This is a genomic window from Pseudomonas sp. Ps21-P2, assembly GCF_039672565.1.
In the GTDB taxonomy this organism is placed as follows: domain Bacteria; phylum Pseudomonadota; class Gammaproteobacteria; order Pseudomonadales; family Pseudomonadaceae; genus Aquipseudomonas.
Genome location: NZ_JBDFPL010000001.1, coordinates 410,071 through 424,655, shown reverse-complemented (window position 1 = coordinate 424,655; position 14,585 = coordinate 410,071). Strand labels below are relative to the sequence as shown.

Below are 14,585 nucleotides of genomic sequence, written 5' to 3'. Positions count from 1 at the left end.
TTTACTGTGTGACGCGCGCCTGGGTCAGATCTTGGCAGCCTGGCGCTGGTTGCGCTCCATGTAGCGTTCCACGTAGGAGCACGAAGGAATCACGGTGTAGCCGATCCGGTCGGCGTAGTCGAGGGCCACCTTGGTCAAGGCTGCCGCTATCCCACGTCCGCGCAATTCGTTGGGAACGAACGTACGGTAGATATCCAGGGTCTCTTTACCCAGGTCCATGTAGGTCAGATAGGCACGGTAGCCGTCAATATTGACTTCGAACTGGTGACCGGTCTCGTCATGGTGGATGGACAACGCCTCGCTCATCACTACTCCTCGCGGGTCTTGGAATTGGACCCTTACCTTATCGACATTTTCCCGGCGAAGGAACCTCTACAGGCAGTATGAAACTATTGCCTTCTGCAATAGCGACTTCTGCAGTAGAGCTGACTGCGCCACCCTGTGCCGTTTGGACACCGCGAAGAGCGTCGCTGTTCTCAAACAATTTGAGCACAGGCAAATAGTAGGCGCCCTGAGCAAGTGCGCTCAAGTGAATCAACTGTTAATTGCGATGCCGCACATCTGAAGGCGTGCACCATGGAACCTGTTGTCGCCGGGCAATGTCCATTGAGACGCGACGCCCCCACTCAAGTCACTTGAAGGTCATTAAAACCGCCCTCAGGGATGCGCCTGTCACGATAATCGACTATACAAAAATGGTCGCCGGTCCGTCGCTGGTAGTGGGAAATCGCCCGGGCCGGAGTCACCTGACAGACATCACCGCCTGGGGCTCTCTGCGTGCGAAGAAAAAGCGTGAGGAGTTGCACGGAACACGTTCAAACCCAAGAATATTCTGCAGATCTTGCGCGCGGTCCGTTTACTTACTACAAACAATGAGTAAGATGTACGCCGGTCATTTTCTCACTCTCGAGAGATGACTAATTTGATAGAAGTCCTTTAAGGGGAACACGATGAACAACGTTCTGAAATTCTCTGCTCTGGCCCTGGCCGCAGTTCTGGCTACCGGTTGCAGCAGCGCATCCAAAGAAACCGAAGCTCGTCTGACTGCAACTGAAGACGCAGCCGCTCGTTCGCAAGCCCGTGCCGATGAAGCCTATCGCAAGGCTGATGAAGCTCTGGCTGCAGCTCAAAAAGCTCAGCAAACTGCTGACGAAGCCAACGAGCGCGCTCTGCGTATGTTGGACAAGGCTAGCCGTAAGTAATAATCCCCCGGGATTATTGATAAGCCGACCCGTTAACGGGTCGGCTTTTTTATTGCCCGGCGTTTGGCGTCGCAGCGTTACTGCAGCGTCATCGGCGCGCCGCCCACCACGGGCGCAGGCGTGGTCGGCACGGCAATTTCGACCGGCATGCCGTCTTCGGCAGCCACCACGTCCCGCACTTCGTCCCAATTGATGCGCAGGCTGTTGGCCAGGTCTTCACGCTTGAGCAGTGCGTTGATCACGGCGGTGTGCTTGTCGACTACCGACGGCTTGCCGCTTTCGTCCAGCGGCGTGTGCGCTTCGAGGTAGACCTTGCCGCCGCTGACGCCGAACTTATAGGGCTCGCTCATGATGCGCACAGTGGTGCCCACCGGGACCATGTCCGCCATTTCCAGCACGTTGTTGTTGTACATGCGGAAGCAGCCGTGACTGGTGCGCATGCCGATGCCGAACTTCTTGTTCGAGCCATGGATCAGGTAGCCCGGCAAGCCGAGGCCGAATTTGAAAGGGCCCAGCGGGTTGTCCGGCCCGGCCGGGACCACGTTGGGCAGGATGTCGCCGTCGGCGGCGTGCTCGGCCTTGACCGACGCGGGCGGCGTCCAGGTCGGGTTCGGCGTTTTGGCGGTGACCTTGGTGGTGGAAACCGGCGAACCCCAGCCCTCGCGACCGATACCCAGCGGGAAGGTGTAGACCACGTTCCGACCTTTCGGGTAGTAGTACAAACGGTACTCGGCCAGATTGATGACGATGCCTTCGCGCGGACCCGGCGGCAGGATGAAACGCGTCGGCAACACTATTTGAGTGCCTGCGCCCGGCAGCCAGGCATCGACGCCCGGATTGGCGGCAATCATTTCCAGATAGCCCAGGTCGTAGCGGGTGGCCAGATCGGCGAAGGTGTCTTCGTACTTGGCGGTGACGGTCTGCACCTGACCGATGATGTCCTCACCGGGCGGCGGCAACGGAAACTCCAGGGCGGAGACGGGGCCGGCCGCGCACAGCGCAGCGAGCGACAGACAGCGGGCGAAAGCTGGAATGCGCGACAACATCCGGAGAATCCTTGGTAAACGAAGGCTTGATTGTGCGCGATTGTACACGCACGCCTGCGCATTCGGGGAGTGCGCGCGAGCCCTTAGACGCCGGTTTCCAGTTCCGGCCAGATCGGGTGCCAGCCGCGCCGTTGCGCGTCTATGATCGCCCGGCACAGCGGGCACAGTCGCTCATCCTGATAAACCGTCTGCCGGACTTCCGACCAGCGCGGCTGGGCGGGCAGCAAGGTGCCGCACAAGGTGCGGTCGGCGGAGCCTGCCAGCTCGAGCTGGCGAGCGACCAGATGCACGAGGATTTCCTGGCACGCGAACAGGTCGAGCTGTTCGTCGGGCTCGATCAGTTGATAGGCATAAAGGGACCAGGAAGGACGGCGCGGCATTGGGGGCTCCAGAGCGGGGGCGCCACATTAGCCGAAAGCCCCCGTCCGGAAAAGGCCTGCAGGCCTTTAAATCAGCGGTTTTGGTCTGAGGGTCGGGAAACCGCGCAACGGTCGTCGCGGCATCGACGACTCCCGTCGGGATGAGGCAGCCACGCCAGGTGGGGACGCCAGCGGCAGAACAAGCGATAACCGACGTTCAGCAAGGGCCTCAGTGGCCGCCACGACAGCGGCGCAGCCCAGATGCCAAGACCGGCTGCGCGCCAGCTCCAGAGGGTGGCGTCCAGGCCCGTGACCCAGGTGCCGTCGTCGAATCGGGCGTGCAATACCGACTCCATCTGCTCACGGCTAAATCCGAGTGCACCGGCGTCAAAACCCTCTTGGCTGATGTCGACGAACAGCAATTGCGCGGCGGTTGCGGTGGCGTCGGCGTGCGCGGAAGCGTGAGAACGCAGGAGCTTGATCTCCCGCGCGCAAAGCGGGCAGTCACCGTCGAAGTACAGCGTGAGTGGCCACTGCTGTTTCTTGTACATCTTTGGGGTCCTGTACAGGTTTGCGCCACCATAGGCGCAAACGGGGCCGCTGACAATGGACGAGACGTCACCCTGAACACGGGCCACGCCACAAGACCATTGGAGGTCTCACGCCAGGCCGAGAAAGACGCCTATGGTCCATAGTCTGTCCCCAGACAGTCCCGTTTAATTTATTAAAATGTCCGACTCATCGACCGGTTTGTCGAAGAAGTGCCGTGGGACCATCACGGTAGGCCGGAACAATCCATTCATTACGCGATTAACAGATTCGCCTTCTAGCAGCTCGCGACTCATGTCGTCTGGCATGCTGTTTCTACAGGTTTGAATAATGGACAAGGCGAGCCCTATTTTCATATGCCGGCCATGAAATGTCGCTTCGCCAGGGGTGAACGCGCGCGATTCAAGTTTATCGATAGCGTCCGCGGCCTCTTCTTCGTCCATATGGTCTTCAATGGCGTCAAAGCGTGAGCCCACAGAGGGCGGTACGGCGGTCAATGGGTCGACAAGATGCAGAGTCGCATGGCTGAGGATCTTGGGCTGATCAAACTTGAATCTCATCAATTTGTCGCCAAACCGGCTGCTGTCTTTCTGAGGTTGATCACCCGCCTCAAGTGAAAAAAACACGTGATCATCGTTGGCAAGCATGGCGATATCGTGGTCCGTCGTGTTTTCAGTGTTGAATTCTATTTGTCTTTCCTCCAGCTTTCTTCTGGAAAATAACGAAACCGTACCGTCCGGACGTTTTATGTCGGCATCAGATGGCGCTGCGTGGGTGATGTAAAGCGGCTCATCAATCAGGCTTTTAATGAAGGCCTTTTCATAATCTTTAAGGCTTGCAGCGTTGACCTCGCTTCTCAGGGCATCGATGTTTTCAGCTGAAAGCTTCTTCAGCGTCAGGTCTTCCCCGGATTCCAGTTCCCAATACCATTTCGGACCGTTTTTCAGCATCGATGCCTGGACGTTATCCGCGGTTTTCGACCTCAATCCTGAGATTAGTTTTTCTGCAAAGTGGCCGAGCTTGCTATCAAACCGGAGATCCAGAACCGTTGCTCTATCGGAGACTCGGGCTGCCACGAGTGATTTAAGGTACTTATTTTGATCCACGTCAACGGACACGGCTAAAACATCTGGCCCGGGCGTCTGGTTTTCTTCGGTCTCGTGCTGCACCAAATAGGAAACGATTCCGTCCTGACGTTGCGTGGTAGGCGTGTTTTCGTCTGGATTCAGCGCCGTACGCAAATAGGCTCTTGACTGAGCATCAAGCCGGCTTCTGAGCGTTCCTATCAGAAAGGAATCTCCGCCTACTTTCACCTTTGAAGGCATCGCTACGGAACGGTTTCTGGAAGGCGCCAAGTCGGCTGGATAAGTGTGGTTCGACGAACGCGTTGAGGTTGGGGCATTGGAACCATGCGGCTGCGCGCTTTCAGGAATGTGGAAAGCAGGTTGCTGACCTTGATAGGGGCGAATGGGATTCATGTGGGCCTCCTGGTGCCTGGAAGCATATAGGTGGTCTAAGGCGGTCCCCCGGTTCCCAGCGTGATCATGACTGCTCATCACAATGGGCGTCACCGTCGCTGATGAGAGCATTGATTGTCACAACGGTGGGACAAAGCTGTAATAAACCGCATTACGAGCCGACTGATGCACCAGAAGGGAACTCCATCCTGAAGCCTCAGAGATTGCATTTAAAGAAGTGGCTTAAGCACCGGCCACACGTTATCCAGCAGGTAAGGCTGAGCCTGGACGTTAGGGTGAATGCCGTCTTGCTGGGTCATGTCAGGCCTGCCGCCCACGCCTTCCAGCATGAAGGGCACCAGCGCAGCGTCTGTGGCTTCGGCGACTTTCGGGTACACCGCCGCGAAGGCCGTGGTGTAGCGCTCACCGTAGTTGGGCGGGATTTTCATGCCCAACAAGAGCACCTTGGCCCCCGCCGCTTTGGACTGCTCAACCATGTCGGTAAGGTTTTGTTGCAATTGCGCCGGCGGCTGCCCGCGCAGGCCGTCATTACCGCCCAGTTCGAGGATCACCAGATCCGGTTTGTGCTCGGCAAGCAGCGAGGGCAGCCGCGCCTGGCCTCCTGCACTGGTGTCGCCGCTGACCGACGCATTGACCACTTTTTCCTTGAAGCCTTCCTTTGCCAGACGCTGTTCCAGCAGACTGACCCAACCCAACCGGGTATCCAGTCCGAAAGCCGCGCTGATACTATCGCCAACGATCAGCACCGTGCCTGCCATCGCGCCTTGTGATACCAGCAGCAAACCCAGGCCAGCACTTATAAACCACGCACGCATCGGATTCTCCATGAGCGAAAGTATTCTCAGTGCTCGGAACCTCAGCAAAGTGGTCCCAAGCACCGAAGGTGACTTGACCATCCTGCACGAACTCTCCCTGGAACTAAACAAGGGCGACACGCTGGCCATCGTCGGCGCGTCGGGCTCGGGCAAATCCACCCTCCTCGGTCTGCTGGCCGGCCTCGACCTGCCCAGCGCCGGTTCCGTCGTCCTGTCAGGGCGCAATCTCAGCGACCTGGACGAAGACCAGCGCGCTCGGGTTCGCGCCGAACACGTGGGCTTCGTGTTCCAGTCCTTCCAGTTGCTCGACAGCCTGAACGCGCTGGAAAACGTCATGCTGCCGATGGAGCTGGAAGGCCGCAAAGACGCCCGTGATCAGGCCCGCCATCTGCTGGAACGCGTCGGCCTGGGTCAGCGTTTGACCCACACGCCACGGCAACTGTCGGGCGGCGAGCAGCAACGTGTCGCCATCGCCCGTGCGTTTGCCGCCGACCCGGACGTGTTGTTCGCCGATGAGCCCACCGGCAACCTGGACAGCCACACCGGCGAGCGCATTAGCGATCTGCTGTTCGAGCTGAACCAGGAACGCAACACCACCCTGGTGCTGGTCACCCACGATGAGCGTCTGGCCCACCGTTGCCGGCGCCTGATCCGTCTCGAGGGTGGCCGACTGGTCGCCCCCATGGAGCCTTGATGGCACGCCTGCCTTTTTCCCGTCTGCTCAGCCTCGCGGCGCGCCAGCTCATGCGCGATGCCCGCGCCGGCGAGCTGCGCGTGCTGTTCTTCGCCCTGGTGGTGGCGGTTGCCGCCAGCACGGCCATCGGATATTTCGGCGCACGCCTCAACAGCGCCATGCTGCTGCGAGCGACGGAGTTTCTCGGTGCTGACCTCATTCTCGGCGGCTCCGCACCGGCGACGCCTGCACAGATCGACGCCGGCAAGGCGCTGAAGCTGGATCATTCGCAGATCGTGATTTTCTCCAGCGTGGTTGCCACCGATAACGGCATTCAGCTGGCGAGCGTCAAGGCCGTGGACGCGGCGTACCCGTTGCGCGGCGAGCTGAAAAGCGCCCCTGCCCCCTATGAAGCCGAAACCGTGGGCGGTGAGCCGCAACCCGGCGAAGCCTGGGCGGAAGCGCGGATTCTGGTGGCGCTGAACCTGAAGGTCGGCGACAGCATCGACGTCGGCTCCAAGACCTTGAAGCTGACCCGCGTGCTGACCTACGAACCCGACCGCGCCGGCAACTTCTACAGCCTGACGCCCCGGGTGATGATCAACATGGCCGACCTTGAAGCCACCAAGGTCGTGCAGCCCGGCAGCCGCGTCAGTTACCGGGAATTGTGGCGCGGCGCGCCCCAGGACCTCGCCGCGTACCGCAAAGCGATCGAACCCGGGCTGGCGCCGAATCAGAAGATCGACGACGCCCGCGATGGCAACCAGCAGATTGGCGGCGCACTGGGCAAGGCCGAGCGTTACCTGAACATGGCCAGTCTGGTCGCCGTGCTACTGGCCGGCGTGGCCGTGGCCTTGTCGGCGGCGCGTTTCGCGGTGCGCCGCTTTGACGCCAGTGCGTTGCTGCGTTGCCTGGGTCTGTCGCGCAATGAAGCGCTGGTGCTGTTTGGTTTGCAGCTGGCCATGCTCGGCGTCGTGGCCAGCGTGGCGGGCGCTTTGCTCGGCTGGTTCGCCCAACTCGGGCTGTTTCATTTGCTGGAAAACCTGCTGCCCGCTGCCGTCCCGCCCGGAGGCTGGCTGCCCGCAGTCGCCGGAATCGGCACCGGACTGGTCGCCCTCGCCGGCTTCGCACTGCCGCCCCTGGCGGCTTTGGGTCGCGTGCCACCGCTGCGGGTATTGCGTCGGGATATGCTGCCCATCCCGGCCAGCACCTGGCTGGTCTACGGCGCGGCATTGTTCGCACTGGGCCTGATCATGTGGCGCCTGAGTCTGGACCTGGTGCTGACCTTCGCCCTGCTCGGCGGCGGTCTGATCGCGGCGCTGATACTCGGCGGCGTGTTGCTGCTGGCCCTGAAAAGCCTGCGCCGTTTGCTCGCCGGGGCCTCGCTGCCGTGGCGTCTGGGCCTGGGTCAGCTGTTGCGCCACCCCATGGCCGCAGCCGGCCAGTCCCTGGCGTTCGGTCTGATTCTGCTGTCCATGGGGCTGATTGCGCTGCTGCGCGGCGAGCTGCTCGACACTTGGCAGAACCAGCTGCCCAAGGATGCGCCGAACTACTTCGCGCTGAACATCCTGCCCAACGACAAAGACAACTTCGCGGAACGCATGGGCCGCCTGTCGACCCACAGCGCGCCGCTGTACCCGATGATTCCGGGGCGTCTGATGACCATCAACGGCGAGCCGGTGAGCAAGTTCGTCACCAAGGACTCCCGAGGGGAGAATGCCACCCAGCGCGACCTCAACCTGACGTGGGCGGCGACGCTGCCGGAAGGCAACAGCATCACCGCGGGCCAGTGGTGGGCGAGCGATCAGCCGCCTGCCGACGGCGTGGTTCCCGGCGTGTCGGTGGAAACCAAACTGGCCAGCAGCCTGAACATGAAGCTGGGCGACACCCTCGGTTTCGTGATCGGCGGGCTGACCCGCGAGGTCAAAATCACCAGCCTGCGCGACATCAACTGGGACACCTTTCAGCCCAACTTCTTCATGATCTTCCAGCCCGGCACCCTCAAGGACGTGCCGGCCACGTACCTGACCAGTTTCTATCTGGCGCCCGGCAATGATCAGCAGATCGTCGAGCTGTCCCGGGCCTTCCCGGCGGTGACGATCCTGCAGGTGGAAGCGTTGCTGGAGCAGCTGCGCAGCATCCTTGATCAGGTGACGATGGCGGTGCAGTACGTGCTGCTGTTCGTGCTCGGGGCGGGGATGGCGGTGTTGTTCTCCGGCTTGCAGGCGACCCTGGATGAGCGGATTCGACAGGGGGCGCTGCTGCGGGCGTTGGGCGCCAATCGTGCGTTGCTGACCAAGGCCCGGCGAATCGAGTTCGGTCTGCTCGGCGCGGCGAGCGGTGTGCTGGCGGCAATTGGGTGCGAGCTGGTGAGCTTTGCGCTGTACCGCTACGCCTTCAACCTCCAGTGGCACCCCCACATCTGGCTGCTGGTGCTGCCGCTGATCGGCGCCTTGCTGGTGGGCGGCGCGGGCGTGTTCGGCACGCGGCGGGCGCTGAACGCCAGTCCCCTGCAAGTGCTGCGCGAGGGCTAAAGGTGGGGGCCTGACGGTGGGCGGCACTGCGCTGCCCACCGTCAACCCGCGCAAAGCCCCTGCTATTTCAGGTATTCGATCTTGGTGATCCACCATTGCTTGCTGCCGGACGGAACCGGCACCGAGACTTCGTCACCGACTTCTTTCTTCAGCAGGGCCCGGGCCATGGGCGAATCGATGGAGATGTAGTCCATGCGTCCGTAGATCTCGTCATAACCGACGACGCGGAAACGCTTGCTCTCACCCTCCTCGTCCTCGACTTCGACCCACGCGCCGAAGAACACCCGGCCTTCCTGCTCCGGCGAATAGGCGACCACGCGCATGTCTTCCAGACGCTTGCGCAGGTAGCGCACTCGCCGGTCGATCTCGCGCAGCAGCTTTTTGTTGTATTGATAGTCGGCGTTCTCGCTGCGATCCCCCAGGGAAGCGGCCCACGCCACTTTCTGCGTGATATCAGGCCGGTGCTCGCGCCAGAGGTAATCGAGCTCCTTCTTCAGGGCGGCATGGCCCTCGACGGTGATTATTTTGGTGCTGATCTCACTCATTCACGCTGTCTCTGCCCCGGGCTGGGTACGTTTGTTCTGTTGAGGACGAAGCCTACAGGGTTGGGCTGGCCGAGGGGCAAATCAAGGCAGCGCTCATTTGACCAGACGCTTTTCTTTGGAAGGCCGATAGCCGAAGTACGCGCTGTAGCATTTGCTGAAATGGCTCGGCGAGACGAACCCGCAGGCCACCAGCACTTCCACCTGGGTCAGCTCAGTGTGCTGCAGCAGGCGTCGGGCCTCGGTGATGCGCAGTTCCAGGTAGTAGCGCTGCGGGGTGGTGCCCAGTTGTTCCTGGAACAGCCGCTCGATCTGTCGCCGCGAACGTCCGGCGTACACCGCCAGTTGCTCCAGTTCCAGGGGTTCCTCAAGGTTGGCGTCCATCAGCTTGACTACTTCCTTGAGCGGCGCGCTGACCGTCATGTGCCGGCTCGGCTTGATCCGCCGATAGCGCGACTCCTCGAAGGACAGAATGTCCTCGATGCCTTCGATCAGCGCCTTGTCGTGCAGCGTCTTGATCCATTCCAGCGCCATGTGGAAGGCCCCGGCGGGACTTGCGGCAGTGAGACGATCGCGGTCGATGACAAAAGCTTCGCTGGTGACTTCGCTGACTTTGCAGATCTCCGCCAGGGCGGCGCGGTGCTCGGGATGAATGGCGCACCGGTAGCCGTCGAGCAAACCCGCTGCGCCGAGGAACCAGGCGCCATTCCACAGCCCCGCGAGGGTGATGCCCTGTTCGGCGGCGGTGGTCAGCAGGTGCACCAGCGGCTCGTCGGCCTTGAGCTCGGTGCGATAACCGCCACAGATCACCAGCAGGTCCAGCGCCTTAAGCGCCGACGCGTCGAACCGCGTGTCGGGCCGGATCACCAGCCCCAGATCACTGACCACTTCGCCCTCGTGCAAGCCAAATGTCCTCGACGTGAACAGATCGGGGCGCAGCAGGTTGGCGGTGACGAACGTGTCCAGGGCCTGGGTGAAAGCCGGCAACGAAAAGTGTTCGAGCAGCAGGAAGCCGGTTCGGGTCTGGGCCGAGGGGCTTCGCCTGTTTTCATCCACGTAGCGAAGGTTCTTGCCCTTCATGCCTCCGCTGAATTCTCGCCGCTCGATCACTGCCGCCTCGCTTGTGCGTCCTGCCTGGTACCGATGGTTGCAGCCGTTCGTAGCCAACAAAGACCTGGAATAACGGCGGCAGGACCGGGTCCGCGCCATTCTAGCGGAACGGCGCCGGCGTTAAAGTTTTGTCGGGGTGGCCGATACACAACAGCCAGCGAATGAAAGCCTCCCGGCGCTTCGACTCGCGACGACACCGCAACCCTTACCCATCAGGCTGCTTATGGCGCTCGACCCGATCACCCTGCTGACGATGACCATCGCCCTCGCTGCGGCCGCCGCGCTGTACCTGGCCGTGGAGTGGCGGACGGTGCGGGAGCCGTCGCTGCTGTTCTGGAGCGCGGGGTTTGCCGTTATTTCAGTGGGCTCGACCCTTGCATTACTGCGCAGCAGCGGCATTCTGTTGATTGGCATCTGGTTCGCCAACGGCTTGCTGGTCACCGCCCACTGGCTGTTCCTGCTGGGCGTTGCGCGGTTTACCGAGACCCGGGTGTCGCGGGCCTGGTACCTGATCTTCGTCCTGTGGATCGGGCTGTTGCTGCTGCCCGACCAGCCGTGGTGGTCGAAGGTGATGCTGGCAGCCAACTCGCTGTTGATCTCTCTGCTGATGGTCAAGGCCAGCGGGTTGCTGCGGCCTCACGGCAAGTCCCTGAGCGTCGGCGCGGTGCAGTTGCGCTATGTGCTGCTGGCCCACGGCGTGTTCTATTTTTCCAAGGCGGTCACGGCGGTGGTGCCTGGCACGCTGATCGATCTGGCCGCCTTTCGGGGCGAGATCATCCAGATTTCGCTGGTCGAAGGGACGATGGCGGTGATGCTGATCGCCCTGTCGATGACCGGCTCGGAGCGTCATCGCCGGGAAAAACGCATCGCCCGGCTGGCGGCGCGGGATCCGCTGACGGCCCTGTACAACCGCCGCGCGCTGGAAGTGCGCGGGCAGCGTCTGCTGGATAACGTTTCGCAGGCGCGGCCGGGGGCGCTGCTGCTGATGGACATCGACAATTTCAAACTGGTCAACGACCTTTATGGCCACAGCGCCGGCGACCGGCTGCTGGTCGCGCTCAGTGAAATTATCCGTGGGGCCTTGCCCACCGGTTCGCTCGCCGCGCGCCTGGGCGGTGATGAATTCGTGGTGTTGCTCAATGACACCTCCAGCGAGCATTTGCTGGCCGTGGGGAGCACGCTGCGCGAGGCCTTTCACGCGACCGCGTCGGCAACCTTTTCCACCCCCCAGCCCGTTACGTTGAGCATCGGTGCCAGCCTGTTCAGCCAACCGCCGTCCAGCCTGGCTGAATTGATCGAACGCAGCGATGCCGCCCTATATGAATCCAAACGCGGTGGACGCAACCGCATTCAACTGGTAGATCAGGACGTCAGCAGCAGCGATCCGCTGCAAATACTCTGAAGGCTAACCTGAGGATCACTTGCCATGGCCATGAGCAGCGCTCATCTGATCTACCGCGCCCCGGAACCTGATGATCTCGCCCGCCTGTTCGCCATCTACAGCGACCCGCAGACCCAGCTGTTCAACCCTTCCGGGCCGATGACCCACGAGGCCCAGGCAGCAGCCATGCTTCAGGGCTGGATCGAGCACTGGCAGACCCACGGTTTTGGCTGGTGGGCGATTGCGCACAAGGAGGCCCCCGAACACATCATCGGCTTCGGCGGCATCGGGTTTCATGATTTTTTGGGCGTGCAAAGGGTCAATCTGGGCTATCGGTTCGCCGTTGAGTCGTGGGGACAGGGGTTTGCCACGGAGATGGGCAGAGCGGCGCTGGACTTCGGGTTTTCAAGCTTGAAGCTGGAAGAGGTCTACGGTTACGTCCGGCCGACCCACGCGGCGTCGATTCGGGTGCTGGAGAAAATCGGCATGCACCGTTGCGGCGAGCTCGATGACGTACCCGGTCAGGCCCCGAGCCTGATGTTCAGCGCCGTGGCCGAGCCATCGCAGTAAGCGATCGGCGACAGGGTCCGATTCAATGGGAGGTCTGCAGCATTCCGCAGCTCGCGTCGAGCTCATCCCAGGGATGGGCGGCCTCTCGGGCATAGCCGCAGGTGGGCAGATGCACGAAGGTCGCTTCTCGTTCGGCTTCGCTTTGCCTGGCTTTGCAGGTCCTGCACAACACTGTGTGGTCGGTTAACCGCCAGTGGCTGTTCCACCGGACTAGATCGTCGGTCCCCATATACTTCCCCTAACCTCACCTACGTAACCAGTTGATTCAACTTGTTGCTCGAGGTTTCCCGAGCCTGACCGCCGGCTGATCGGCGGTCGTTGCCCTGTGTATCGATTGCAGCATTTGTGCCCCGAGATCTGCGCGTTTCAGTCGCCTGCGTCACCGATCAACGGCAAGGACACGGTGAAGGTGGTGCCGCGGTCGGCTGCGGAGTCGACCTTGATGCTGCCGTTATGGGCGTCGACGATCGCCGCTGCGATATACAGCCCCAAGTCAAGACCTGCGGCCGCGCCGTATTCCACTTTTCCGTCCTGAAAATTGCGCACCATCGGGTTGAAGAGTGTTGCTTTCACGCTGTCCTCGATGGGCGGGCCCTCGTTGTGCACCGAGAGGGACACCGTTTTGGCACCCGCCATCAGCGTGACGGTGACCGGAGTCAGGGGGTTGCCATGCTTGATCGCGTTGCCTATCAGGTTGGACATGACCTGTTCCATCCGTGACCGATCAAATTGCGCGACGACTCGGGTGTCGCCGCGCATGTCGATCTCACGATCCGGATGGTAGGCCCTGGCCTCTTCCACCATGGCTTCGCAGGCCTGGAAAAAATCATCCCGCGCCACTCGGACCGGAATTCCCGAGCCCAGTTGCGTCCGGGTAAAGTCCAGCAGATCACCGACGATCTTGGTCGAACGCTTGACACTGGTGTAGATGCGCGACACGTTTTTGGTTGCCTTGGGTGGCAGGTCGCCTGCACGCAGCAGCACTTCGGCGCTGAGGGAAATCGCCCCCAGCGGGCTGCGCAAATCGTGACCGAGGATGCCGAGGAAGACGTTGCGCGCAGCATCGACATTATCGGTGTAGGTCACGACGGACTCGGCCAGGGCCTGATCGATGGCTTCGTTGAAGCGCAGAATGTCGGCAATCTCGTCTGCCCGGTTCACTTCCTTGGGCGGCATCCACAGCATCAGCACACTGGTGCGCAAGGCCCGGTACTCGGCGATCATCTGACCGATGGTGAAGCCGGACGAATGACGGACTTCAGCATGGGTCTCGGCCGACGTGACGTTATCGGAATCGGGCGCTTCGCCTTTCGACTTGGATACCCGCGCCTCATCGGTCTGTGAGGTCTGGAGGTCAGCGGCGATCGTGCGGAGCATCTGTTCGGCGTGGTCGCGAAGTTCGGCGGAGTCCATGCCATTGGCGGCGGGCGTCATGGTCCTGGCGAAGGCTTCCCACTTTTGCAGGATGGGTTCGATGTTCTGCAGGATGAAGTCGGCCAGGCGCATGGGCTGTGTTCCAGTGGCAACGATGTCAAAAAGAGGTGCCTGAGGTGGCAGGGGAAAGCGTGACACGAGGAGGACAAGGCCGTCGCAATCCATTGGACTGCACAAGTGACCTCTCGGATGGCCGAACATTACATCGTCGCAGGCTGTTAACCGATCGCCGGTCGTGCACTGCTGCGCCGATTGAGCACATCCGGGTTTACCCAACCTTTACCGATCCTAGACGTGGGTTTACACGGATCCGGTGTTTCATACGTCCATGGCGAACCCACTCTTTCGCCAAAGGAGACACCATGATTTCCAAGATGACCCAAGCCCTGATCCTGTCCGGTCTGCTCGTTGGCGCCGGCACGGCGTCCGCCAGCGAACGCAACGTGATTGTGCCTGTCATCGCCGGAGCCGCCGTCGGTGCCGTACTGGCCGCGGTGATCAGTCAGTCGAACAACGACCGTCACGATCGCTATCAGGATTACCGCCCGGAACCACGCTACGCGCCGCGTTATCAGCCGCAGTACCAGCAGGTTGTCTATGTGCCGGTGCGTGAGCGGGTCGAATATCGCCGTTTCGCGCCACCACCGCCCCACGGTTACTACGACGGTGGCTACCGCCGGGGGTTTGACCACGGTCGTGGCAATGACCGCTGGTAAGTGCTCAAGCGGACGGTAATGTGGGACCGGCTTTAGCCGGGAAGGCGTCGGGTGTCACACCGCAAATCTCGCGGTGTTCATGCAGGCCTCTTCCCGGCTGAAGCCGGTCCTACAAGAAAGCGCCGCGTTCATTCAGTGGAACCTGCCTTGTCTGCACCGCCGCTTTTTGTGACAAA

At 61.4% G+C, this 14,585-nt stretch carries 15 protein-coding genes; 6 read left to right on the top strand and 9 right to left on the bottom strand.

The annotated features are described in order from the left end of the window. Window positions 1-24: 24 nt before the first annotated feature. Window positions 25-306 carry a GNAT family N-acetyltransferase gene (locus ABEH28_RS01850; RefSeq protein WP_065988521.1) on the bottom strand — a complete coding sequence of 94 codons (282 nt, stop codon included), beginning with the start codon at window positions 304-306 and terminating at the stop codon, window positions 25-27. 644 nt (window positions 307-950) lie between these two features. Between ABEH28_RS01850 and oprI the strand changes: the two genes are divergently transcribed. Then, window positions 951-1,202, top strand: a complete 252-nt coding sequence (gene oprI / locus ABEH28_RS01845; RefSeq protein WP_003199355.1) for an outer membrane lipoprotei OprI — start codon at window positions 951-953, stop codon at window positions 1,200-1,202. 77 nt (window positions 1,203-1,279) lie between these two features. Here oprI and ABEH28_RS01840 read toward each other — a convergent pair whose 3' ends face one another. The 5 genes from ABEH28_RS01840 to ABEH28_RS01820 all read right to left on the bottom strand — a co-directional run bounded on the left by ABEH28_RS01840 (window position 1,280) and on the right by ABEH28_RS01820 (window position 5,449). Beyond that, the gene (locus ABEH28_RS01840; RefSeq protein ID WP_192172423.1) at window positions 1,280-2,248 is read right to left on the bottom strand and encodes a L,D-transpeptidase family protein; all 969 of its coding nucleotides are present in this window, start codon (window positions 2,246-2,248) and stop codon (window positions 1,280-1,282) included. An 83-nt stretch (window positions 2,249-2,331) separates the two neighbouring features. Continuing rightward, on the bottom strand, window positions 2,332-2,628 hold the full coding sequence (locus ABEH28_RS01835) for a hypothetical protein (protein WP_192172422.1): 297 nt from the start codon (window positions 2,626-2,628) through the stop codon (window positions 2,332-2,334). A gap of 71 nt (window positions 2,629-2,699) precedes the next feature. Continuing rightward, window positions 2,700-3,158, bottom strand: a complete 459-nt coding sequence (locus ABEH28_RS01830; RefSeq protein ID WP_346628918.1) for a DUF393 domain-containing protein — start codon at window positions 3,156-3,158, stop codon at window positions 2,700-2,702. A 165-nt stretch (window positions 3,159-3,323) separates the two neighbouring features. Then, on the bottom strand, window positions 3,324-4,634 hold the full coding sequence (locus tag ABEH28_RS01825) for a hypothetical protein (protein WP_346628917.1): 1,311 nt from the start codon (window positions 4,632-4,634) through the stop codon (window positions 3,324-3,326). Between the two features lie 209 nt (window positions 4,635-4,843). Continuing rightward, the gene (locus tag ABEH28_RS01820; RefSeq protein WP_346628916.1) at window positions 4,844-5,449 is read right to left on the bottom strand and encodes an arylesterase; all 606 of its coding nucleotides are present in this window, start codon (window positions 5,447-5,449) and stop codon (window positions 4,844-4,846) included. A gap of 10 nt (window positions 5,450-5,459) precedes the next feature. On the opposite strand from ABEH28_RS01820, the gene ABEH28_RS01815 reads away from it, so the two are divergent. Continuing rightward, window positions 5,460-6,143: an ABC transporter ATP-binding protein gene (locus ABEH28_RS01815; protein ID WP_192172418.1), complete on the top strand. Its 684-nt coding sequence runs from the start codon at window positions 5,460-5,462 to the stop codon at window positions 6,141-6,143. Next, window positions 6,143-8,656, top strand: coding sequence for an ABC transporter permease (locus ABEH28_RS01810; RefSeq protein WP_346628915.1), 2,514 nt, complete (start codon window positions 6,143-6,145; stop codon window positions 8,654-8,656). The genes ABEH28_RS01815 and ABEH28_RS01810 overlap by 1 nt, the downstream gene beginning before the upstream one ends. A 62-nt stretch (window positions 8,657-8,718) precedes the next feature. On the opposite strand, the gene greB is transcribed toward ABEH28_RS01810, so the two are convergent. Next, on the bottom strand, window positions 8,719-9,192 hold the full coding sequence (gene greB, locus ABEH28_RS01805) for a transcription elongation factor GreB (RefSeq protein WP_172613149.1): 474 nt from the start codon (window positions 9,190-9,192) through the stop codon (window positions 8,719-8,721). A gap of 102 nt (window positions 9,193-9,294) precedes the next feature. After that, window positions 9,295-10,278: a GlxA family transcriptional regulator gene (locus ABEH28_RS01800; RefSeq protein ID WP_346629182.1), complete on the bottom strand. Its 984-nt coding sequence runs from the start codon at window positions 10,276-10,278 to the stop codon at window positions 9,295-9,297. Between the two features lie 253 nt (window positions 10,279-10,531). Here ABEH28_RS01800 and ABEH28_RS01795 point away from each other — a divergent pair, with 253 nt between their 5' ends. Both ABEH28_RS01795 and ABEH28_RS01790 read left to right on the top strand, forming a co-directional pair. Further along, entirely contained in the window at window positions 10,532-11,710 is a 1,179-nt protein-coding gene (locus ABEH28_RS01795; protein ID WP_346628914.1) for a GGDEF domain-containing protein, read from the top strand. Window positions 11,711-11,734: 24 nt separating this feature from the next. Next, on the top strand, window positions 11,735-12,259 hold the full coding sequence (locus tag ABEH28_RS01790; protein WP_346628913.1) for a GNAT family N-acetyltransferase: 525 nt from the start codon (window positions 11,735-11,737) through the stop codon (window positions 12,257-12,259). 366 nt (window positions 12,260-12,625) lie between these two features. On the opposite strand, the gene ABEH28_RS01785 is transcribed toward ABEH28_RS01790, so the two are convergent. Then, window positions 12,626-13,765, bottom strand: coding sequence for a sensor histidine kinase (locus ABEH28_RS01785; RefSeq protein ID WP_346628912.1), 1,140 nt, complete (start codon window positions 13,763-13,765; stop codon window positions 12,626-12,628). A gap of 290 nt (window positions 13,766-14,055) precedes the next feature. On the opposite strand from ABEH28_RS01785, the gene ABEH28_RS01780 reads away from it, so the two are divergent. After that, window positions 14,056-14,409 carry a hypothetical protein gene (locus tag ABEH28_RS01780; protein WP_346628911.1) on the top strand — a complete coding sequence of 118 codons (354 nt, stop codon included), beginning with the start codon at window positions 14,056-14,058 and terminating at the stop codon, window positions 14,407-14,409. Window positions 14,410-14,585 lie beyond the last annotated feature (176 nt).

Bases quoted from the DNA above. Each gene is read 5' to 3' on its own strand.
- oprI (WP_003199355.1), top strand. From the start codon at position 951: ATGAACAACGTTCTGAAATTCTCTGCTCTGGCCCTGGCCGCAGTTCTG.
- ABEH28_RS01840 (WP_192172423.1), bottom strand. From the start codon at position 2,248: ATGTTGTCGCGCATTCCAGCTTTCGCCCGCTGTCTGTCGCTCGCTGCG.
- ABEH28_RS01835 (WP_192172422.1), bottom strand. From the start codon at position 2,628: ATGCCGCGCCGTCCTTCCTGGTCCCTTTATGCCTATCAACTGATCGAG.
- ABEH28_RS01810 (WP_346628915.1), top strand. From the start codon at position 6,143: ATGGCACGCCTGCCTTTTTCCCGTCTGCTCAGCCTCGCGGCGCGCCAG.
- ABEH28_RS01850 (WP_065988521.1), bottom strand. From the start codon at position 306: ATGAGCGAGGCGTTGTCCATCCACCATGACGAGACCGGTCACCAGTTC.
- ABEH28_RS01790 (WP_346628913.1), top strand. From the start codon at position 11,735: ATGGCCATGAGCAGCGCTCATCTGATCTACCGCGCCCCGGAACCTGAT.
- ABEH28_RS01780 (WP_346628911.1), top strand. From the start codon at position 14,056: ATGATTTCCAAGATGACCCAAGCCCTGATCCTGTCCGGTCTGCTCGTT.
- ABEH28_RS01815 (WP_192172418.1), top strand. From the start codon at position 5,460: ATGAGCGAAAGTATTCTCAGTGCTCGGAACCTCAGCAAAGTGGTCCCA.
- ABEH28_RS01785 (WP_346628912.1), bottom strand. From the start codon at position 13,765: ATGCGCCTGGCCGACTTCATCCTGCAGAACATCGAACCCATCCTGCAA.
- ABEH28_RS01795 (WP_346628914.1), top strand. From the start codon at position 10,532: ATGGCGCTCGACCCGATCACCCTGCTGACGATGACCATCGCCCTCGCT.
- ABEH28_RS01800 (WP_346629182.1), bottom strand. From the start codon at position 10,278: ATGAAGGGCAAGAACCTTCGCTACGTGGATGAAAACAGGCGAAGCCCC.
- ABEH28_RS01820 (WP_346628916.1), bottom strand. From the start codon at position 5,449: ATGCGTGCGTGGTTTATAAGTGCTGGCCTGGGTTTGCTGCTGGTATCA.
- ABEH28_RS01830 (WP_346628918.1), bottom strand. From the start codon at position 3,158: ATGTACAAGAAACAGCAGTGGCCACTCACGCTGTACTTCGACGGTGAC.
- ABEH28_RS01825 (WP_346628917.1), bottom strand. From the start codon at position 4,634: ATGAATCCCATTCGCCCCTATCAAGGTCAGCAACCTGCTTTCCACATT.